Below are 16,822 nucleotides of genomic sequence, written 5' to 3'. Positions count from 1 at the left end.
AAGGATCTGAGCATGTTCAAACTTGCAGGACTTAGCCTCGCCGCGCTGACACTGAGCGCCGTCGCCCACGCCGATGTCGACCTGAAGCTGGGCAGCACCGAGCGCGTCACTCGTCTGTTCGCCTACCCCAACAATTGCAGCGTAATCTGCTTCCGCAACTGGACGCTGGAGCAGACCGTCGCGCACTACCTGACCCAGAGCGTGCAACGCGACGGCTATGCCAATGCGAAGGTTCTGGTGAAAACCGATAACGACCAGATCTACGCCGAGATCAGCGGCGTGCCGCAGGGCTACGACAAACCGCTGTCGGCGCTGCTGGACGCGGGAGATCTGGCCTACACCGGCGCCAGCAAGCTCAACGCCGATGGCAAATGGGCGTATAGCTGGTACCTGTTCCTGCCGTTGGGCATGGCCCTGGAAAACCGTAAAAGCGTCGAGTTATTGCACTTTCCGCCGGATTACTCGCTGACCCAGGCTCAGGATTATCTGCGCTCCAATACCACCGACCGCTGGGCAACACTGTTGACGGCCAATGGCATCCCCGCCGATCAGACCCCGGCCTATCAGACCATCATCGACATCGCCCCGATCGCCGCGCCGTCCAACGCCGGCAGTGATCTGGAAGGTGTCTATGACTACTTCAAGGACTACCAGACCACGCTGGTCAAGCAGTTCAGCCAGACAGCCAGCGGCAAGACGCTGCCGATGGTGGCGTTCGGTGCACCGGTGAGGAACTGGATCAAGCAGCAATACGGGCCGACCGTGAACGTCCTCGGCCTGGCAACCATCAGCCCAAGCACCGGGGTGAACGTGCCGGTGCTGGGTTCGAACCACCCCAGTTACATCTGGTACGCGGCCGACCCCAAAAGCTATACCGGCGACGATGCGCAAGCCAAGGCTGACGCGGCAGGCCTGAGGGTAATGGGGCAGGATTTGAGCGCCGCCTGCTGGCAGGCCGACATGGGTAGCCAACCGGGCAGCGACGCACAGAGCACGCTCAGTACGTGCACGCAAACCTGGCAAGTCACGCAAAAGGTCAAAACCTGCGAGTTGTTCTACACCTCGATTCGCGACCTGACCCCGGAGCAAGCCGCCACCCAGTGCGCCACCCCACCCGTCAAGGCTCAACTGCAACAGCTCAAAGCCCCACTGCCCGCCACTGCGGCCCCCGCTCCGCACTTGTAACCGGGTCGCTGTCACTCCCGTGTCAGCCATGGCTGACGCGGGAAAGCGTCTATATCGCCTGTCAGGTCTGACAGTAGACCGTCTATAACCATTACGACTAGATTGGATCCAAGCATAGTTTTGCCGTACTGACAGGACGTCAGCTAAAGGAAGTCGCGCCATCTTTGCGACAAGGACTGTTATGAATACCCATGCGATTGCTGGATCTGTTCCACGCGATACTGAGGGCATTTACCCCTTCGCCGGCCTCCCGGTACGCCTCGGGTTCCCGTCCAGCGCCGACTTTGAAGTCTTCCACGATGAGCACGGCACCCCGACAGGCGTCGCAGCGCGTCGGGAGTTTCAGCGCACCAGCCGAATGTGCAGGGTGTCTGGACAGTTACTGCCCTACCGCTGTCGACAGACCCGACAGCTGTTGAACGGTATCCACGTCTACGATCCACGCTTTTGCGGAGCACTCGAACACGCCTGCGACCCGAACGTGTATCTCGACATGAGCGAACTGTGGCTGTGGGCGTTGAAAGATATCCACAGGGGTGAGCGGCTGACCATGGATTACGCCGCCACCGAAGACAAACTGCTGCGCCAGTTTGCCTGCGGTTGCGGTTCTGCTCGTTGCCGTGGGTGGATCACCGGTTACAACGAACCCCCGAGCATCGAGGGCCAGCACTTTTTACAGCGCTGGCGCCGGCAAGATTCACGCTGATCCACGCGGGCAACCTTCGGCGGCTACGGCGCCCCGACCGGACGCAAGCGATACTGCGGCGGCAATTGCTCGAAACCGCTGATGGTCGCGTTCAGGCTTTTCCAGCGGCCATCCTTGATGCCGTAGATGCAACCGTGGATCGACAGGCTCTGCCCGCGATGCCAGGCATTTTGCACAATGCTGGTGTGGCCGACATTGGCCACTTGCTGGATCACGTTGAGCTCGCACATGCGATCGACCCGCTCTTCTTCGGTCGGCAGCTTGGCCAGCTCGTCACGCTTGTCGTAATAGAGGTCACGGATCGAGCGCAGCCAGCCGTCAATCAGACCGAGCTGACGATCCTGCATCGACGCCCGTACTCCGCCACAGCCGTAGTGGCCGGTGACCAGAATGTGTTTGACCTTGAGCACATCGACCGCGTACTGGATCACCGACAGGCAATTGAGGTCGGTGTGCAGCACGACGTTGGCGACATTACGGTGTACGAACAAATCGCCCGGCAACATGCCGACGATTTCGTTGGCCGGCACCCGTGCGTCGGAACAGCCAATCCACAGATATTCAGGGGTTTGCTGACGCGCCAGCTTGGCGAAGAAATCCGGGTCTTCCTTGGTGATCGCGTCAGCCCAACGCTCGTTGTTATCAATCAGGTCTTGTAAGTCATGCATGCTGTAAGGCCTCAAGAAAGATGCGCTGCTTTGACAGACGACCGTCAGTCGGGGTCACGAAAGGATCGCAAGTGTTTTTCGTGGGAATTCTCGTGTGCCCGGCGAGTCCACCTTAGTAAGGCCCACACTATGAGGATTTGCCATGACTGATTCACGACGCCCTTACGATGCGGTGCAACCGGAACCCATCGATGATAACGAAGATCGCATGGGTTCGATGCATGAGCTCGATTTCGACGACGAGCAGCCCAGCCCGAAAATCGGCGACGAACTGCCGGAACAGGAGCGCGAGCAACTGATGCCAGAGGAGCGTGTGCGTGAAGCGGGTCTCACGGGCGCGTCGACCGCCGACCATGAGCCGACCGACGACGATATGAGCCCGGAAACGCTGATTCATGAGGATGGCGCACGGGATGCGAAAGAATCCGGTGAAGACAATCCGGCGGACTGGGATTTGAGCGTGGTCGATGAAGACGATATCGGCGGCGGCAATGGCCTGGATGAAGCAGAGCTGGCGCGGCGTAAACCGCTGGATGGCAATCGCTGATTGGCTGCCTGACAAAACGCAATCGCGGGCAAGCCCGCTCCCACAGGGATCTGAGTTGTGCCCAGCTCCCTGTGGGAGCGGGCTTGCCCGCGATTTTTTTGTGGCTCAATCCACCAAGGTGCAGGCCATGACAACAGCGTCTTCACGCCCACCCACCGCCGGATAATAATCCCGACGCCGGCCAATCTCATTGAAGCCATAACGCTCATACAAACGGAACGCCGACCGGTTGCTGTCACGCACCTCCAGAAAACACTCTCGCGCCTCGGCGGCATACGCCCGCGACATCAGATGCTCCAGCAACGTCAGCCCCAGCCCACGCCCCTGATTCTCCGGTTTGACCGTGATATTGAGCAGGTGCGCCTCATCCAGAATGATTTGCACCACGCCGTGACCGACCTGCTGCTGACCTTCGAACATCAGCCAGATCTGGTATTTGCCCAGGCCGTCGAGAAAAATCCCGCGGGTCCACGGGTGGCTGTAGGCGGCGAATTCAATCTTCAGCACAGCGTCCAGGTCCGCCTCGGTCATCGGGCGGAACGTTACAGCGTCACTCATTCGATTCTTTCCAGCGCGCCATCAGCCGACGCATGGCTTGCCACACAGCGGCTTTGCGCTGTGGCTCTTCCATTAACAATTCCAGACCGGGAATGGCCCAGGCAGCGCCCAGACCTTCGATCTGCAATTCACGATTGAACGCTTCGGCGTCCGCCTCACCGGCAAAACGCACCGCCGGCAGGCCGATCAGCCACAGGCAGGCGCAGGGCGCCGCTTCCATTTGTACCGAAAGAAAACCTTGCACGAAGTCACGCGCCGCTTCCGGGCCCTGATCCATCGTGCCGCGATTCAACCACGGCCAGCGCACCGGCTCGCCGACGATCTGCGGCGCATCCGGCAGTCCGGCGGCACGCAGCATGTCCTTGAGCAAGAGATACGCTGGATCGCGGCTCTGGAAGGATTCACCTGTGGGTAACTCCACCAGCAGCAGGCAACGCCCGGCGCGCAGCAGTTGCAGGGCGAAACGCGGGGGGGGCACTGGCGCAGGTTTGGCGACCACCGGCGTGTCGTCCGCCTCTTCGGCCGGTTTTGTGCTGGCTCGAGTACTCGGTGACGAAGGCCGCGGCACTTCGATCTTCTGTCGCTCGGTCGGGCGCACGGCAGGCTGCACCGGGGTTTCGGCCTGGGGCGCAGCCACCAGCGGCGCCTCGATTTCGGGCTCGGGCATGTCCAGCAGCTCGGGCCGCGAAGGGGCGGCGAAGGGCAATTCGGTGCGCGGCAGCCAATTGACCACCTGCATGGCGTTCAAATAGGCGCGGCGGCGGGACTCGATAAGCAAAGGTCGGCCACTTGTGGATAACTGAAGTGCGCCGATTCTACCGCCCTTCGCTCAAGATCGCTCGCTGTTGATCGACAGTCTTGAGCCTGGCGCTTTATCCATGCTCTTTAGCTTAGAAAAAGCGACAGCCCGTCCCGAGAGTGAATCGCATCCTTCGTGATGCAGTACAATCGCGGCTTTTAATCGCCAACCAGCCGGCCATTCCGATGATCGAACCCAAGCGCGTCTTGCGCGCCCTCGCTGAACACTGGGCACTTCTGGAGCCACTGTGCGAGCACTTCGACCAAGGCACACTGAGCCTCAACGAACTGCGCACGCAACTGGCCGCCCAACAACTGGACAGCACGCCGCAGGACATCACCAGTCTGCTCGACGTGTGGATTCGCCTCGACATTCTGGTGCCCGTGGCGAAAAGCCCGAACCGTTTCGAGCTCAATGCGCAGATTCACGACTTCCTCGCCTACCTGCGCCGTGAGCACCGTTTGGGCCTGTGCCTGGAAATCGAAGCGTATCTGCGGCACCTCGAGCGCCTGGCTGGTTATATTCAGGACGCATTCGATATCCGCGATGGCCACGACCTGGCCCGCCAGTTGCGCTTGCTCGATATGCGCGTACGCGACGTGCTGAAGAAGCTCGACAACGACGAGCAGGCGCTGGTGGCCGTGGCCGAACGCGCGAAGACCAGCGACCGGCAGATTCCACTGCGTCAGCGTTACGCCGAAGTTCTGGCGACCTGGGACGAATACGTCGAGCCGATGATCGATCTGGTCAACGCCGACGGCGCCTTCGAACAAGGCGTGCGCAAGGTCGAAACCGTACTGCTGAAGATGCTCAGCGAACAGCAACGCCTCGGCCATCTGGTCGATGACGACATGCTGCTGCGCACCCACGCGCGCATCCTCGAAATGCAGACCAGCGCCCAACTGACCCTGCGCCATGCCCGTGAATTGCTGTTGCCGCTGCGTGAAGAAGCGCGCCGTCATAACGCCGTGACCCGTGGCGCCGCACTGGCGCTGGCCGCGATCCGCCGCAAAGGTATCGATGCCGTGCCGCAAGCCGCGATGCCGCTGTTCACCCGGCCGCAAAGCACCTTCCTCGGCAGCGCCAGTCAGGTCGAAGCCTACGTTTATGCACTGGCGCGTTTCGAGCCCAAACCGGCGCGCTTCCCCAAGGCCCACAAAACTCAAAAAGGTGGCGAAGCTCCACGTGCGCCACGCACGGTGCGCGAAATGCTCGAGCGCTGCGAAGATGCCCTGCCGATGCCCGACCTTATGGTCTGGCTGCTGGAGCAGGAACCGGACGGCGCCACCGACGAATTGCTTTACTGGTTCTCGCGCCTGTCGCGGGAAAAACGCTTCAAGCGCGAACGTCTGGAACGCCGCGAATACCACACTCACGAGCACCAGGTCAGCCTGCGCTCCTTCGCCCTGCTCTCGGCCCGCGACCCCGCCGCCGAGGATTCTGCGAGCACCCCAAATGCATCTTGATCTCTCCGAACTGTCTCAACTCGCGCCGATCTTCCGCGAACTGTTCAAGGGCTACCACGTCAGCCGCCGTGATCCGGAGCTGTACGCGCAACTGTCGAACTTCCAGGATCAGTACCGCACGCTGTTCAAGGCCCTGGGCTTTGAACTGGTCTGCGACACCCGTGGTTTCTACTACTTCGTACCGGACCTGGCCGCGGCGGCGGTGAACAAGACGGCCCAGCGTCTGGCCCTGTTTACCTTCATCCTCGTCGAGCATCTGGCCGATCAGGGCCGCGACCCGATTGCTGTGCTTGATGGTGGCAGCCTCGGCCGCGAAGAGCTGCCGTCGTTGCTGGAGAAGTACCGCGATCTGTTTATTCAGGCCGAAGTACAGACCGTTGAAGAGCTGGAAGAAAAGATCATGCGCCGCATGACCCAGCTCGGCTTCGCCGGCGAAGAGAACGGGGTGTACCGTTTCCTGCCGCCGATGCACCGATTCCTCGATGTGTGCCTGTCGGTTCAGCAAGACCGCGACCTGGCCGCGAGTGTGCACAGCGTTCTGCCGCTGCCAGCGCCCGTGCTGATCGACGAAGCCGCCGAAGCCAAATTCCTCGAAACCGACGATCCGCTCGATCTCTCGGAATTTGAAGAAGAGGGCGAAGAAGACGCACTGGCCCGCGCCATTGCCGAAGAACAGGAGTCCGACGCATGAGCCAGGAACGCTACGGCATCCGCCGCTTTGCCCTTTTGAACACCGCCGGTTACAGCCTCGGCCTGTTCCCGCTGGAAGAACCGCTGTCGGTTTATGGCGCGAACAACCTCGGTAAATCGGCCTCGATCAACGCCTTGCAGTTCCCGATTCTGGCGCGCATGTCGGACATGAGTTTCGGCAAGTACAGTCTGGAACAATCGCGGCGCTTCTACTTCGCGACCGACACCAGTTACATCCTTGTCGAAGTCAGCCTGCCCCACGGCCCACACGTTATCGGTGTGGTTGGTCGCGGCCCGGGCGGTGGTTTCGGTCACCAGTTCTTCGCCTACGCCGGCAAACTCGATCTGGCCCATTACCAGAAAAACGACACGTGCCTGCGTCAGAAAGAGCTGTTCAGCAACCTTGAGAAAGAAGGCCTGAAAGCCTACGAACTCAAGCCTGACGAACTGCGTCGCTTGCTGGTGGGCGGTCACACGTCGATCCCGCTGGACCTGACCCTGATCCCGCTGCGTTCCACCAGTGAGCAGAGCCTGAAGACGTTCCGCGCACTGTTCATCAACCTGCTGCACATGCGCGAAATCACCGCGGCCAAACTCAAGCAACTGTTCCTCGATGCGTTTGAGCACAGCTTGCGCTCGGGTAGCGTTGATTACATCGCCGCGTGCGAAGAAGCGTTCCGCGACGTACGCCGCATGGAACAGGACTACAACTCGCTGGTCGCCGCTGGTCCCTTGGTCGAAGCCTTGGCCAATGGCGTGAAACAGCGCGACGTGCTGCGCGGCAAACTGCATCGCCTGTCGCCGCTGCTCGACTCCTTGCTCGGCACTTGGTCGGATTACGCCGGTGCGCGCAAGGAAGAGCTGACGATTCAGGCCGATCACTACCGCGGCGAGCAGGATGCACTGCAAAACAATCAGCGTGGCGGTACACAAGAACTGATGCGTCTGGAACGGGAAATTTCCGGCATCCAGCGCTGGCTCGGCGAACTGTCGGTGTTGAAAAATCGCTTTGCGCTGGTCGATGACGTCAAAGTGCTGGAGCAACAACTGCTCGCTGCCAAAGACGCTCACGACGAGTTGGCCGGAGCCTTGGCGCAATCGCGTCAGTTCAGCGCCGAAGATCTGGAAGAGCGTCTGCGCGATCTGGAAAAACGCCTGAAGTCGGTGAAGCAGCAACTCGATCACGCCGACAACAACAGCTACGCCCGTCTGCGTGAGGAATTCTCGCAGCCTGACGTCGAGCGTTTGATGCGCCTGTTCAACAGCGCGCTGTTCAGCTTGCCGCTGGGCGAGCACGGCATCACCCTCGACGACAATGGCGAGTGGGTCAAATCGGTTGAGCTGATTCTCGACGGTTTCAAAGGCGAGCGCTTCGAAGTGCCGGGCCTGTCGATCGACCTCTCGCACATCGAGCCGCCGGCCCTGCAAGCCTTGGCCGACCGTGCCGCGCTGCGCGATCAGAAAGAGCGTCTTGATAAGGAGCTCAAGCAACTGAAAACCCAGCAAGCCGTGGCCGCCGACCGCGCCGCGAGCAAGACCCAGACCGAAGCGCTGTATCAGCAGGTGCTGGATGCGCAAAAGGCGCTGGAAGACTTCCGTCGCTGCCAGACCCTGAGCGCCGAAGAAGGCGACAAGCTTGAGCAACTGGCGCAGATGGAAGGCGCGCAAGACGAACTCAAACGCTCCAGCGATGCGTTCACCGAGCGCGTCCAGCAGCTGTCGGCCAAGCTGCAACTGGTTGGCCGGCAGATCGCCGATATGGAAGCCAAGCAACGCACCCTCGACGACGCCCTGCGCCGCCGTCAGTTGCTGCCGGCGGACCTGCCGTTCGGCACGCCGTTCATGGATCCGGTCGACGATTCGATGGACAACCTGCTGCCGCTGCTCAACGACTATCAGGACAGCTGGCAGGGGCTGCTGCGTGCCGATGGCCAGATCGAAGCACTGTACGCGCAAGTGCGCCTCAAAGGCGTGGCCAAGTTCGACAGCGAAGACGACATGGAGCGCCGCCTGTCACTGCTGATCAACGCCTATGCGCACCGCACCGACGAGGCGCTGACCCTCGGGAAGGCGCGGCGTGCGGCAGTCACCGATATCGCCCGGACCCTGCGCAACATTCGTAGCGACTACGACAGCCTCGAGCACCAACTGGCGCTGTTCAACCGCGAGATCAACAAGCGTCAGGTGTCCAACCTGCAGAGCTTCCGTATCGTCCTCGCGCCGAACAAGGAAGCGCTCAAGCACATCGATCAGATCATCCACAGCGCCGGTCAGTACGAAGAAGGCGAAACCCTGTCGGTGTTCGACCTGAGCCAGAGCGCCGAGCAGGACAACAAGAACGAAGAGGCCAAGGAATACCTGGCGCGGTTGGTGGCGGCAAACCACAACCAGCTCGGCCTCAAGGACTTGTTCGAACTGGCATTCGAGATCACCAAGGTCAACGGTCAACCGGTTATCCACACCGACATCGACGGCGCGGCGTCCAACGGCACCACCATGACCATCAAGGCGCTAACCAACATGTACTTGTTGCTGCACTTGATGGACCGCGATCAGGCCGGTCGCGTACGCCTGCCGTACTACCTCGATGAGGCGGCGGACATCGACGAGAAGAACCAGGCAGCCTTGCTGGAAACCAGCCTGCAACTGGGCTTCGTGCCGATTCTGGCGAGTGTGAAGCCGCAGGTCTGCGCCAGTGTCGCCATCGACCTGGAAGGCGGCAGCGGCCCGGCAGGGATCTACATCGACGAGGCGGACTGGAAGTACATCCGTCGCCACGATGTGGTCAAAGCCACGGTGAATGTTGAAGCGGATGAGCCGGAGCTGGATGCAGTTTGATCGGCGTTAACTGAAGGCAATAAAAAGGGCCGCGATCCGATTGGATCGCGGCCCTTTTTTATGGCTTGGGGGTTTTGTTGTGGGTTTTAAGGCCTCATCGCTGGCAAGTCGAATCGTCGCACCGCAGCTCCCACAGGTTTTGCGTCGAACACGGATTGTGTGAGCACCGCCGCCCACTGTGGGAGCTGGCTTGCCAGCGAAGGCGTCCTCCCAGACACCTCATAATTCCCGGATTACTTACCGAGCTGGATTTTCGGCGCCCACGTCAGCCACTCATCCTCGAACTTATCGAACAGCGGGAACGTCTGCTCAGCCCGAGCGGGGTTGCCCATGCGCTCGCCATCCGGCGTGGCAAATGCGATACCACCCTGAATCGCCGTTTCAAGCGATTCCGTACGTACCGTCAAGCCGTTGAACAAGCCGATATCGAAGCCCACACCGCTGGTGTTCCAGAACCGGCTGCCACTGCGTACCAACGGTGCATATTTCGGCTCGATCAGAATGTGCACCAACACGCGATCAGCGGTCTGGCCCAGTTCATAACCGGTGACTTTGCCCACGGTAATTTCACGGTAAGTCACTGGCACACCCGGTTTCAGCGAGCCACGACGCGCCGCGCTCAATACCAGACTCAAACCCGCCTCTTGCCTGGCCACTTCCGGGGCATTAGCCAGTGCCACAAAGTTCTTTTGCGGCCCGAGGTTCTTCGCCGCCGGTTGCACTTCGATGTATTGCCCGGTGACCAGGGTTTCCAGATTGGAAGTCTTGATCAACCCCAACTCCGGTTTGACCACCCAGAACTGACTGCCAACCCGGGCAATTTTCTCCGGCACTTGCGTGATGCGTGCGGTGAGGATGACCGCTTGCAGATCGCTGGTCAGATCGACACTTTCAATCTTGCCGACATCCAGCCCTTTGAAGCGAACTGGCGTACCGCTGCGCAAACCATCGGCGCGATCAACCTTGATCGTCACGACATCGCCCTTTTGATTGGCGTCGTCATGGCTGGCAAACAGGCGGAAGCGCGGAATACGTTTCTGCAATGGCGCCTTGGGCTGTGGCGTTTCGAAGGCAATACCGCCGGCCATCAGCGTCTGCAGTGATTCACTCTTCACTTGAATGCCGCCCGTCAGGCCACCGGTCAATGTAATACCGCTGACATTCCAGAAACGGGTCGAGGCGTTAACCAGATTTTCGTATTCCTTCTCGATGTGAACACCGATAACCACTTGCTTTCGGGTTTTGGAAAACTGGTAGCTCTGTACCGAACCGACCTTGACCTGTTTGTAAAGAATCGGACTGCCGACCTCGATCGAACCCAGGGCATCGGTGAACAACACCAGGTGCAGGCCCGGCGAACGCAGGTCCAGCGGCGGGGCCTTTGGCCTGGCCTCGAACTCACGTTTCGGGGCAGCCCCTTTATCACCAGGGCGCACGGCGATGTAGTTACCTTTCACCAGTGCTTCCAACCCGGTGATACCGGCCAGGGAAATCGACGGTTTGACCACCCAGAATTGCGTGCCATCGACCAGATAGTCTTCAGCCAATGGATCAAGAGTGAGTTCTGCAGTGGCGCTGTTCAGATCCGCATCGACCTTCAACGCCTTCAGATTGCCGACCTGAATACCTTTGTACATCACCGGCGTACGACCGGCCTGCAGACCTTCAAAGTCGCTGAGTTTGACCTTCACGCGGATTCCGGCAGCGGCCGCGTCGAAGTCTTCATAAAGACGGAACGGCAAGCTCGGATCGGTCGCCGGGCTGTCCTTGCGATTCTCTGGCGTGGCGAAGGCAATACCGCCGGCGACAATACTCGCCAGCGATTCGCTGCGCACTTTTACCCCAGACAGGTTGGCGTCGATGCTGATGCCGCTGGCGTTCCAGAAACGTGTGTGTTTACGCACCAGTTTGGCGTAGGTCGGCTCGATAAAGACCTTGAGCTCGACGGTACTCTGGTCTTCCGAAAGCAGATAGCTTTTGACCTGGCCGACCTTGATCTGCTTGTAGAACACCGGGCTGCCGCGGCTCAGCGAGCCGAGACGATCTGCCTTGATGGTCAGGTGCAGACCAGGCTTGGCATCAGACAGCGGCGGCTCTTCAGCCAGCGCCTTGAACTTGCGCAACGGCTCGCCTTCGCCGGGACTGATGGCGACGTAATTACCGGAGACCAGTGTTTCCAGCCCGGTAATACCAGCCAGCGTCACGCTTGGCTTGACCAGCCAAAAACGGGTGCTGGTCTTGAGGTATTGCTCGACGTCTTTATTCATCTCGACCGTGGCGATCACTCCTTTGGAGTTCCCTTCATCGTCGAGCTTGAGCGTCTTGACCTTACCGACCGACATACCTTTGTACATGACCTCGGTCTTGTTGGCCTGGATGCCTTCGCCGCTCTCGAAGCGAATCTGGACCTCGATACCGGTTTCGGAGTAAGCACGCCAGCCGAGCCAGCCACCGATGATCAGCGCAATCAAAGGCAGTACCCAAATGGCAGACCAGTTCGAGGCCGGTCGGGTTTTCGCTACAGGCAAATCAGTCATGGTCGTCATCCGACTCCGTGTTATCCCAAATCAGTCGGGGATCGAAAGTTACTGCGGCAAGCATCGTCAGAATCACCACAGTGGCGAAAGCGATGGCGCCAAGATTGGCCTCGACACTGGCAAGCCGGCCGAAGTTGACGACCGCCACGAGGATGGCGATCACAAAAATATCGAGCATCGACCAGCGGCCAATGAATTCGATAAAACGGTACATCCAGATGCGCTGGCGCGCGGACAACGGCTGACGTCGTTGCACCGAAAACAGCAACAGTGCGATGCCCACCAGTTTGAAAGTCGGCACCAGAATACTGGCGATGAACACGACCGCAGCAATAGGGATCATGCCGTGCTGCACCAACTGGATCACCCCGGACATGATGGTGCTCGGATCACCTTGCCCCAAAGAACTGACAGTCATGATCGGCAGCACATTGGCCGGGATATAGATAATCGCTGCAGTGATCAGCAGTGCCCAGGTTCTGGCCAGGCTGTTCGGACGGCGCGGGTGAACAAGTGCACCGCAGCGCGTGCAGGTTTGCGCGTCGGTATCCGCTTCTTGCCTGTTCAACTCGTGGCATTCGGTACAAGTCAGAATGCCCGCATCAATCGCCCGCATGAGCATCCTCTCCAGATAACGCCTGCCAGATCTGATGCGGCGACATCACCACTTCCAGCCAGACCTGAATCAACAACAAGCCGATGAAACACGCCAGACCGAGGCCGACGGTGATGGCCGCCATGTCCGCCAGTTTAACGATCGCCACCAGTACGCCCATGAGGTAGACCTCGAGCATTCCCCAGTCTTTGAGGTGGTGGTAAATGCGATAGAGCAGCAGGCCGTAGCTGCGCCCAAGGTTCAAGCGGATCGTCAGCAATACCGCCAATTGGCACAGCAACTTGATGAGCGGAATGGCCATGCTGCACAGGAACACCACGATCGAAACACCTTGCATGCCGGTGTTGAACAACCCCACAACGCCGCTCCAGACAGTGTCGTGCGACGACTGCCCGAGAAGATTGAGCTGCATGATGGGTAAGAAGTTCGCTGGCACGTAGAGCAAAAGTGCTGCAATGACCAAGGCAAGGCTGCGCTGCACCACATTATGGCGGTGGGCGTACAACTCGTAACCGCAGCGTGGGCACAGGGCTTTTTCGCCGTGGGCAAGTTTCGGCTTGCGCATCAACAGGTCGCACTCGTGACAAGCCACCAGGTCTTCCAGCGGTAAATCTGACAGCCCTGGGGCGTCAACCGGATCTGACATAAAGGCTCTGGCTCCGAAAAAGATGGGGCTATTCTAGTGTTCTGATACGAAAATAACTGTGCAAATTTGTTCGGTGGTGCGAACAAAAACTTTCCTGCGGGCAAAACAAAACCCCAACTGCTTTCGCAATTGGGGTTTCGGAATTTAATCTTGACGATGACCTACTCTCACATGGGGAAACCCCACACTACCATCGGCGATGCATCGTTTCACTGCTGAGTTCGGGATGGGATCAGGTGGTTCCAACGCTCTATGGTCGTCAAGAAATTCGGGTACTGAGTCGTGACCAAGTGGTCTCGCTTCAGCAAATTGGGTATGTGAAAGCTTTCGGTGTTTTGTGAACATCGAACTTTCGGTTCGTTTCGTCTTCACACACCGCAATCTGATGCTCTTTCGAGTAGTCAAATTGCTTGGGTGTTATATGGTCAAGCCTCACGGGCAATTAGTATTGGTTAGCTCAACGCCTCACAGCGCTTACACACCCAACCTATCAACGTCGTAGTCTTCGACGGCCCTTTAGGGAACTCAAGGTTCCAGTGAGATCTCATCTTGAGGCAAGTTTCCCGCTTAGATGCTTTCAGCGGTTATCTTTCCCGAACATAGCTACCCGGCAATGCCACTGGCGTGACAACCGGAACACCAGAGGTTCGTCCACTCCGGTCCTCTCGTACTAGGAGCAGCCCCTCTCAAATCTCAAACGTCCACGGCAGATAGGGACCGAACTGTCTCACGACGTTCTAAACCCAGCTCGCGTACCACTTTAAATGGCGAACAGCCATACCCTTGGGACCGGCTTCAGCCCCAGGATGTGATGAGCCGACATCGAGGTGCCAAACACCGCCGTCGATATGAACTCTTGGGCGGTATCAGCCTGTTATCCCCGGAGTACCTTTTATCCGTTGAGCGATGGCCCTTCCATACAGAACCACCGGATCACTAAGACCTACTTTCGTACCTGCTCGACGTGTCTGTCTCGCAGTCAAGCGCGCTTTTGCCTTTATACTCTACGACCGATTTCCGACCGGTCTGAGCGCACCTTCGTACTCCTCCGTTACTCTTTAGGAGGAGACCGCCCCAGTCAAACTACCCACCATACACTGTCCTCGATCCGGATAACGGACCTGAGTTAGAACCTCAAAGTTGCCAGGGTGGTATTTCAAGGTTGGCTCCACGCGAACTGGCGTCCACGCTTCAAAGCCTCCCACCTATCCTACACAAGCAAATTCAAAGTCCAGTGCAAAGCTATAGTAAAGGTTCACGGGGTCTTTCCGTCTAGCCGCGGATACACTGCATCTTCACAGCGATTTCAATTTCACTGAGTCTCGGGTGGAGACAGCGCCGCCATCGTTACGCCATTCGTGCAGGTCGGAACTTACCCGACAAGGAATTTCGCTACCTTAGGACCGTTATAGTTACGGCCGCCGTTTACCGGGGCTTCGATCAAGAGCTTCGCGTTAGCTAACCCCATCAATTAACCTTCCGGCACCGGGCAGGCGTCACACCCTATACGTCCACTTTCGTGTTTGCAGAGTGCTGTGTTTTTAATAAACAGTCGCAGCGGCCTGGTATCTTCGACCGGCATGAGCTTACGGAGCAAGTCCTTCACCCTCACCGGCGCACCTTCTCCCGAAGTTACGGTGCCATTTTGCCTAGTTCCTTCACCCGAGTTCTCTCAAGCGCCTTGGTATTCTCTACCCAACCACCTGTGTCGGTTTGGGGTACGGTTCCTGGTTACCTGAAGCTTAGAAGCTTTTCTTGGAAGCATGGCATCAACCACTTCGTCATCTAAAAGATAACTCGTCATCAGCTCTCGGCCTTAGAATCCCGGATTTACCTAAGATTCCAGCCTACCACCTTAAACTTGGACAACCAACGCCAAGCTGGCCTAGCCTTCTCCGTCCCTCCATCGCAATAACCAGAAGTACAGGAATATTAACCTGTTTTCCATCGACTACGCTTTTCAGCCTCGCCTTAGGGACCGACTAACCCTGCGTCGATTAACGTTGCGCAGGAAACCTTGGTCTTTCGGCGTGGGTGTTTTTCACACCCATTGTCGTTACTCATGTCAGCATTCGCACTTCTGATACCTCCAGCAAGCTTCTCAACTCACCTTCACAGGCTTACAGAACGCTCCTCTACCGCATCATCCTAAGATGATACCCGTAGCTTCGGTGTATGGTTTGAGCCCCGTTACATCTTCCGCGCAGGCCGACTCGACTAGTGAGCTATTACGCTTTCTTTAAAGGGTGGCTGCTTCTAAGCCAACCTCCTAGCTGTCTAAGCCTTCCCACATCGTTTCCCACTTAACCATAACTTTGGGACCTTAGCTGACGGTCTGGGTTGTTTCCCTTTTCACGACGGACGTTAGCACCCGCCGTGTGTCTCCCATGCTCGGCACTTGTAGGTATTCGGAGTTTGCATCGGTTTGGTAAGTCGGGATGACCCCCTAGCCGAAACAGTGCTCTACCCCCTACAGTGATACATGAGGCGCTACCTAAATAGCTTTCGAGGAGAACCAGCTATCTCCGAGCTTGATTAGCCTTTCACTCCGATCCACAGGTCATCCGCTAACTTTTCAACGGTAGTCGGTTCGGTCCTCCAGTTAGTGTTACCCAACCTTCAACCTGCCCATGGATAGATCGCCCGGTTTCGGGTCTATTCCCAGCGACTAGACGCCCTATTAAGACTCGCTTTCGCTACGCCTCCCCTATTCGGTTAAGCTCGCCACTGAAAATAAGTCGCTGACCCATTATACAAAAGGTACGCAGTCACAGAACAAAGTCTGCTCCCACTGCTTGTACGCATACGGTTTCAGGATCTATTTCACTCCCCTCTCCGGGGTTCTTTTCGCCTTTCCCTCACGGTACTAGTTCACTATCGGTCAGTCAGTAGTATTTAGCCTTGGAGGATGGTCCCCCCATATTCAGACAAAGTTTCTCGTGCTCCGTCCTACTCGATTTCATGACTAAGAGATTTTCGCGTACAGGGCTATCACCCACTATGGCCGCACTTTCCAGAGCGTTCCGCTAATCTCAAAGCCACTTAAGGGCTAGTCCCCGTTCGCTCGCCACTACTAAGGGAATCTCGGTTGATTTCTTTTCCTCAGGGTACTTAGATGTTTCAGTTCCCCTGGTTCGCCTCTTGCACCTATGTATTCAGTACAAGATAACCATCTTATGATGGCTGGGTTCCCCCATTCAGACATCTCCGGATCAAAGTCTGTTTGCCGACTCCCCGAAGCTTTTCGCAGGCTACCACGTCTTTCATCGCCTCTGACTGCCAAGGCATCCACCGTATGCGCTTCTTCACTTGACCATATAACCCCAAGCAATTTGGTTATACTGTGAAGACGACATTCGCCGAAAATTCGATAATACTCAATTCAGAGTAACTCACAAATTTTACCTTAGCCTGATCCGTTACCAGTGAAAGTAACGTTCAGTCTATCTTTCTATCACATACCCAAATTTTTAAAGAACGATCTAATCAAAAGACTAGAAATCAATATTCAGCGCGAATATTCATTTCTAAACTCTCAAACTTTCGAAGCAGTTTATGGTGGAGCC

At 57.8% G+C, this 16,822-nt stretch carries 12 protein-coding genes, 1 tRNA gene and 2 rRNA genes (1 of these 15 only partly in view); 6 read left to right on the top strand and 9 right to left on the bottom strand.

All coding sequences use genetic code 11. From position 1 onward, the window contains the following. Window positions 1–12 precede the first annotated feature (12 nt). Together AB4P91_RS10355 and AB4P91_RS10350 are read left to right on the top strand one after the other, a co-directional pair. Window positions 13–1,185 (top strand): hypothetical protein, encoded by a 1,173-nt coding sequence (locus tag AB4P91_RS10355; protein WP_395604740.1) that lies wholly within the window; start codon window positions 13–15, stop codon window positions 1,183–1,185. A 181-nt stretch (window positions 1,186–1,366) separates the two neighbouring features. Then, on the top strand, window positions 1,367–1,891 hold the full coding sequence (locus AB4P91_RS10350; protein ID WP_150592605.1) for an SET domain-containing protein-lysine N-methyltransferase: 525 nt from the start codon (window positions 1,367–1,369) through the stop codon (window positions 1,889–1,891). Window positions 1,892–1,914: 23 nt separating this feature from the next. On the opposite strand, the gene can is transcribed toward AB4P91_RS10350, so the two are convergent. Beyond that, complete coding sequence (gene can, locus AB4P91_RS10345; RefSeq protein ID WP_042561069.1) at window positions 1,915–2,559, bottom strand: carbonate dehydratase; 645 nt, start codon at window positions 2,557–2,559, stop codon at window positions 1,915–1,917. 142 nt (window positions 2,560–2,701) lie between these two features. On the opposite strand from can, the gene AB4P91_RS10340 reads away from it, so the two are divergent. Then, window positions 2,702–3,106 (top strand): serine kinase/phosphatase, encoded by a 405-nt coding sequence (locus tag AB4P91_RS10340; protein WP_395604739.1) that lies wholly within the window; start codon window positions 2,702–2,704, stop codon window positions 3,104–3,106. Window positions 3,107–3,211: 105 nt separating this feature from the next. On the opposite strand, the gene rimI is transcribed toward AB4P91_RS10340, so the two are convergent. Then, on the bottom strand, window positions 3,212–3,664 hold the full coding sequence (rimI, locus tag AB4P91_RS10335; RefSeq protein WP_150592603.1) for a ribosomal protein S18-alanine N-acetyltransferase: 453 nt from the start codon (window positions 3,662–3,664) through the stop codon (window positions 3,212–3,214). Further along, on the bottom strand, window positions 3,657–4,403 hold the full coding sequence (locus AB4P91_RS10330; RefSeq protein ID WP_395604951.1) for an energy transducer TonB: 747 nt from the start codon (window positions 4,401–4,403) through the stop codon (window positions 3,657–3,659). Before AB4P91_RS10330 ends, rimI begins: the two co-directional genes overlap by 8 nt. Window positions 4,404–4,648: 245 nt before the next feature. On the opposite strand from AB4P91_RS10330, the gene mksB reads away from it, so the two are divergent. From mksB to mksF, 3 genes are read left to right on the top strand one after another with little or no spacing between them, the layout of a single operon-like run. Beyond that, on the top strand, window positions 4,649–5,929 hold the full coding sequence (gene mksB / locus AB4P91_RS10325) for an Mks condensin complex protein MksB (RefSeq protein ID WP_191624450.1): 1,281 nt from the start codon (window positions 4,649–4,651) through the stop codon (window positions 5,927–5,929). Then, a complete protein-coding gene (gene mksE, locus AB4P91_RS10320; RefSeq protein WP_395604738.1) occupies window positions 5,919–6,620 on the top strand; it encodes an Mks condensin complex protein MksE in 702 nt (233 codons plus the stop codon). Before mksB ends, mksE begins: the two co-directional genes overlap by 11 nt. Continuing rightward, window positions 6,617–9,457, top strand: coding sequence for an Mks condensin complex protein MksF (gene mksF, locus AB4P91_RS10315; RefSeq protein ID WP_042561075.1), 2,841 nt, complete (start codon window positions 6,617–6,619; stop codon window positions 9,455–9,457). The genes mksE and mksF overlap by 4 nt, the downstream gene beginning before the upstream one ends. Window positions 9,458–9,690: 233 nt before the next feature. On the opposite strand, the gene AB4P91_RS10310 is transcribed toward mksF, so the two are convergent. From AB4P91_RS10310 to AB4P91_RS10285, 6 genes are all read right to left on the bottom strand, one after another. Then, window positions 9,691–11,994, bottom strand: coding sequence for a PqiB family protein (locus tag AB4P91_RS10310; RefSeq protein ID WP_150592601.1), 2,304 nt, complete (start codon window positions 11,992–11,994; stop codon window positions 9,691–9,693). Continuing rightward, window positions 11,987–12,610, bottom strand: coding sequence for a paraquat-inducible protein A (locus tag AB4P91_RS10305; protein ID WP_150592600.1), 624 nt, complete (start codon window positions 12,608–12,610; stop codon window positions 11,987–11,989). Before AB4P91_RS10305 ends, AB4P91_RS10310 begins: the two co-directional genes overlap by 8 nt. After that, window positions 12,597–13,256 carry a paraquat-inducible protein A gene (locus tag AB4P91_RS10300; RefSeq protein WP_042561077.1) on the bottom strand — a complete coding sequence of 220 codons (660 nt, stop codon included), beginning with the start codon at window positions 13,254–13,256 and terminating at the stop codon, window positions 12,597–12,599. The genes AB4P91_RS10305 and AB4P91_RS10300 overlap by 14 nt, the downstream gene beginning before the upstream one ends. A gap of 148 nt (window positions 13,257–13,404) precedes the next feature. Beyond that, a 5S ribosomal RNA gene (gene rrf, locus AB4P91_RS10295) occupies window positions 13,405–13,520 on the bottom strand. 157 nt (window positions 13,521–13,677) lie between these two features. After that, window positions 13,678–16,571: ribosomal RNA gene (locus AB4P91_RS10290) — 23S ribosomal RNA — on the bottom strand. Window positions 16,572–16,812: 241 nt separating this feature from the next. Further along, window positions 16,813–16,822: transfer RNA gene (locus AB4P91_RS10285), tRNA-Ala, on the bottom strand; it runs 66 nt beyond the window's last position.

Source organism: Pseudomonas sp. B21128, assembly GCF_044218865.1.
Taxonomy (GTDB): Bacteria; Pseudomonadota; Gammaproteobacteria; order Pseudomonadales; family Pseudomonadaceae; genus Aquipseudomonas; species Aquipseudomonas iridis.
Note: the sequence above shows the minus strand (reverse complement) of the source record. Positions and strands in the feature narration are given on the sequence as shown.

Bases quoted from the DNA above. Each gene is read 5' to 3' on its own strand.
- AB4P91_RS10355 (WP_395604740.1), top strand. From the start codon at position 13: ATGTTCAAACTTGCAGGACTTAGCCTCGCCGCGCTGACACTGAGCGCC.
- AB4P91_RS10350 (WP_150592605.1), top strand. From the start codon at position 1,367: ATGAATACCCATGCGATTGCTGGATCTGTTCCACGCGATACTGAGGGC.
- can (WP_042561069.1), bottom strand. From the start codon at position 2,559: ATGCATGACTTACAAGACCTGATTGATAACAACGAGCGTTGGGCTGAC.
- AB4P91_RS10340 (WP_395604739.1), top strand. From the start codon at position 2,702: ATGACTGATTCACGACGCCCTTACGATGCGGTGCAACCGGAACCCATC.
- rimI (WP_150592603.1), bottom strand. From the start codon at position 3,664: ATGAGTGACGCTGTAACGTTCCGCCCGATGACCGAGGCGGACCTGGAC.
- AB4P91_RS10330 (WP_395604951.1), bottom strand. From the start codon at position 4,403: ATGCAGGTGGTCAATTGGCTGCCGCGCACCGAATTGCCCTTCGCCGCC.
- mksB (WP_191624450.1), top strand. From the start codon at position 4,649: ATGATCGAACCCAAGCGCGTCTTGCGCGCCCTCGCTGAACACTGGGCA.
- mksE (WP_395604738.1), top strand. From the start codon at position 5,919: ATGCATCTTGATCTCTCCGAACTGTCTCAACTCGCGCCGATCTTCCGC.
- mksF (WP_042561075.1), top strand. From the start codon at position 6,617: ATGAGCCAGGAACGCTACGGCATCCGCCGCTTTGCCCTTTTGAACACC.
- AB4P91_RS10310 (WP_150592601.1), bottom strand. From the start codon at position 11,994: ATGACTGATTTGCCTGTAGCGAAAACCCGACCGGCCTCGAACTGGTCT.
- AB4P91_RS10305 (WP_150592600.1), bottom strand. From the start codon at position 12,610: ATGCGGGCGATTGATGCGGGCATTCTGACTTGTACCGAATGCCACGAG.
- AB4P91_RS10300 (WP_042561077.1), bottom strand. From the start codon at position 13,256: ATGTCAGATCCGGTTGACGCCCCAGGGCTGTCAGATTTACCGCTGGAA.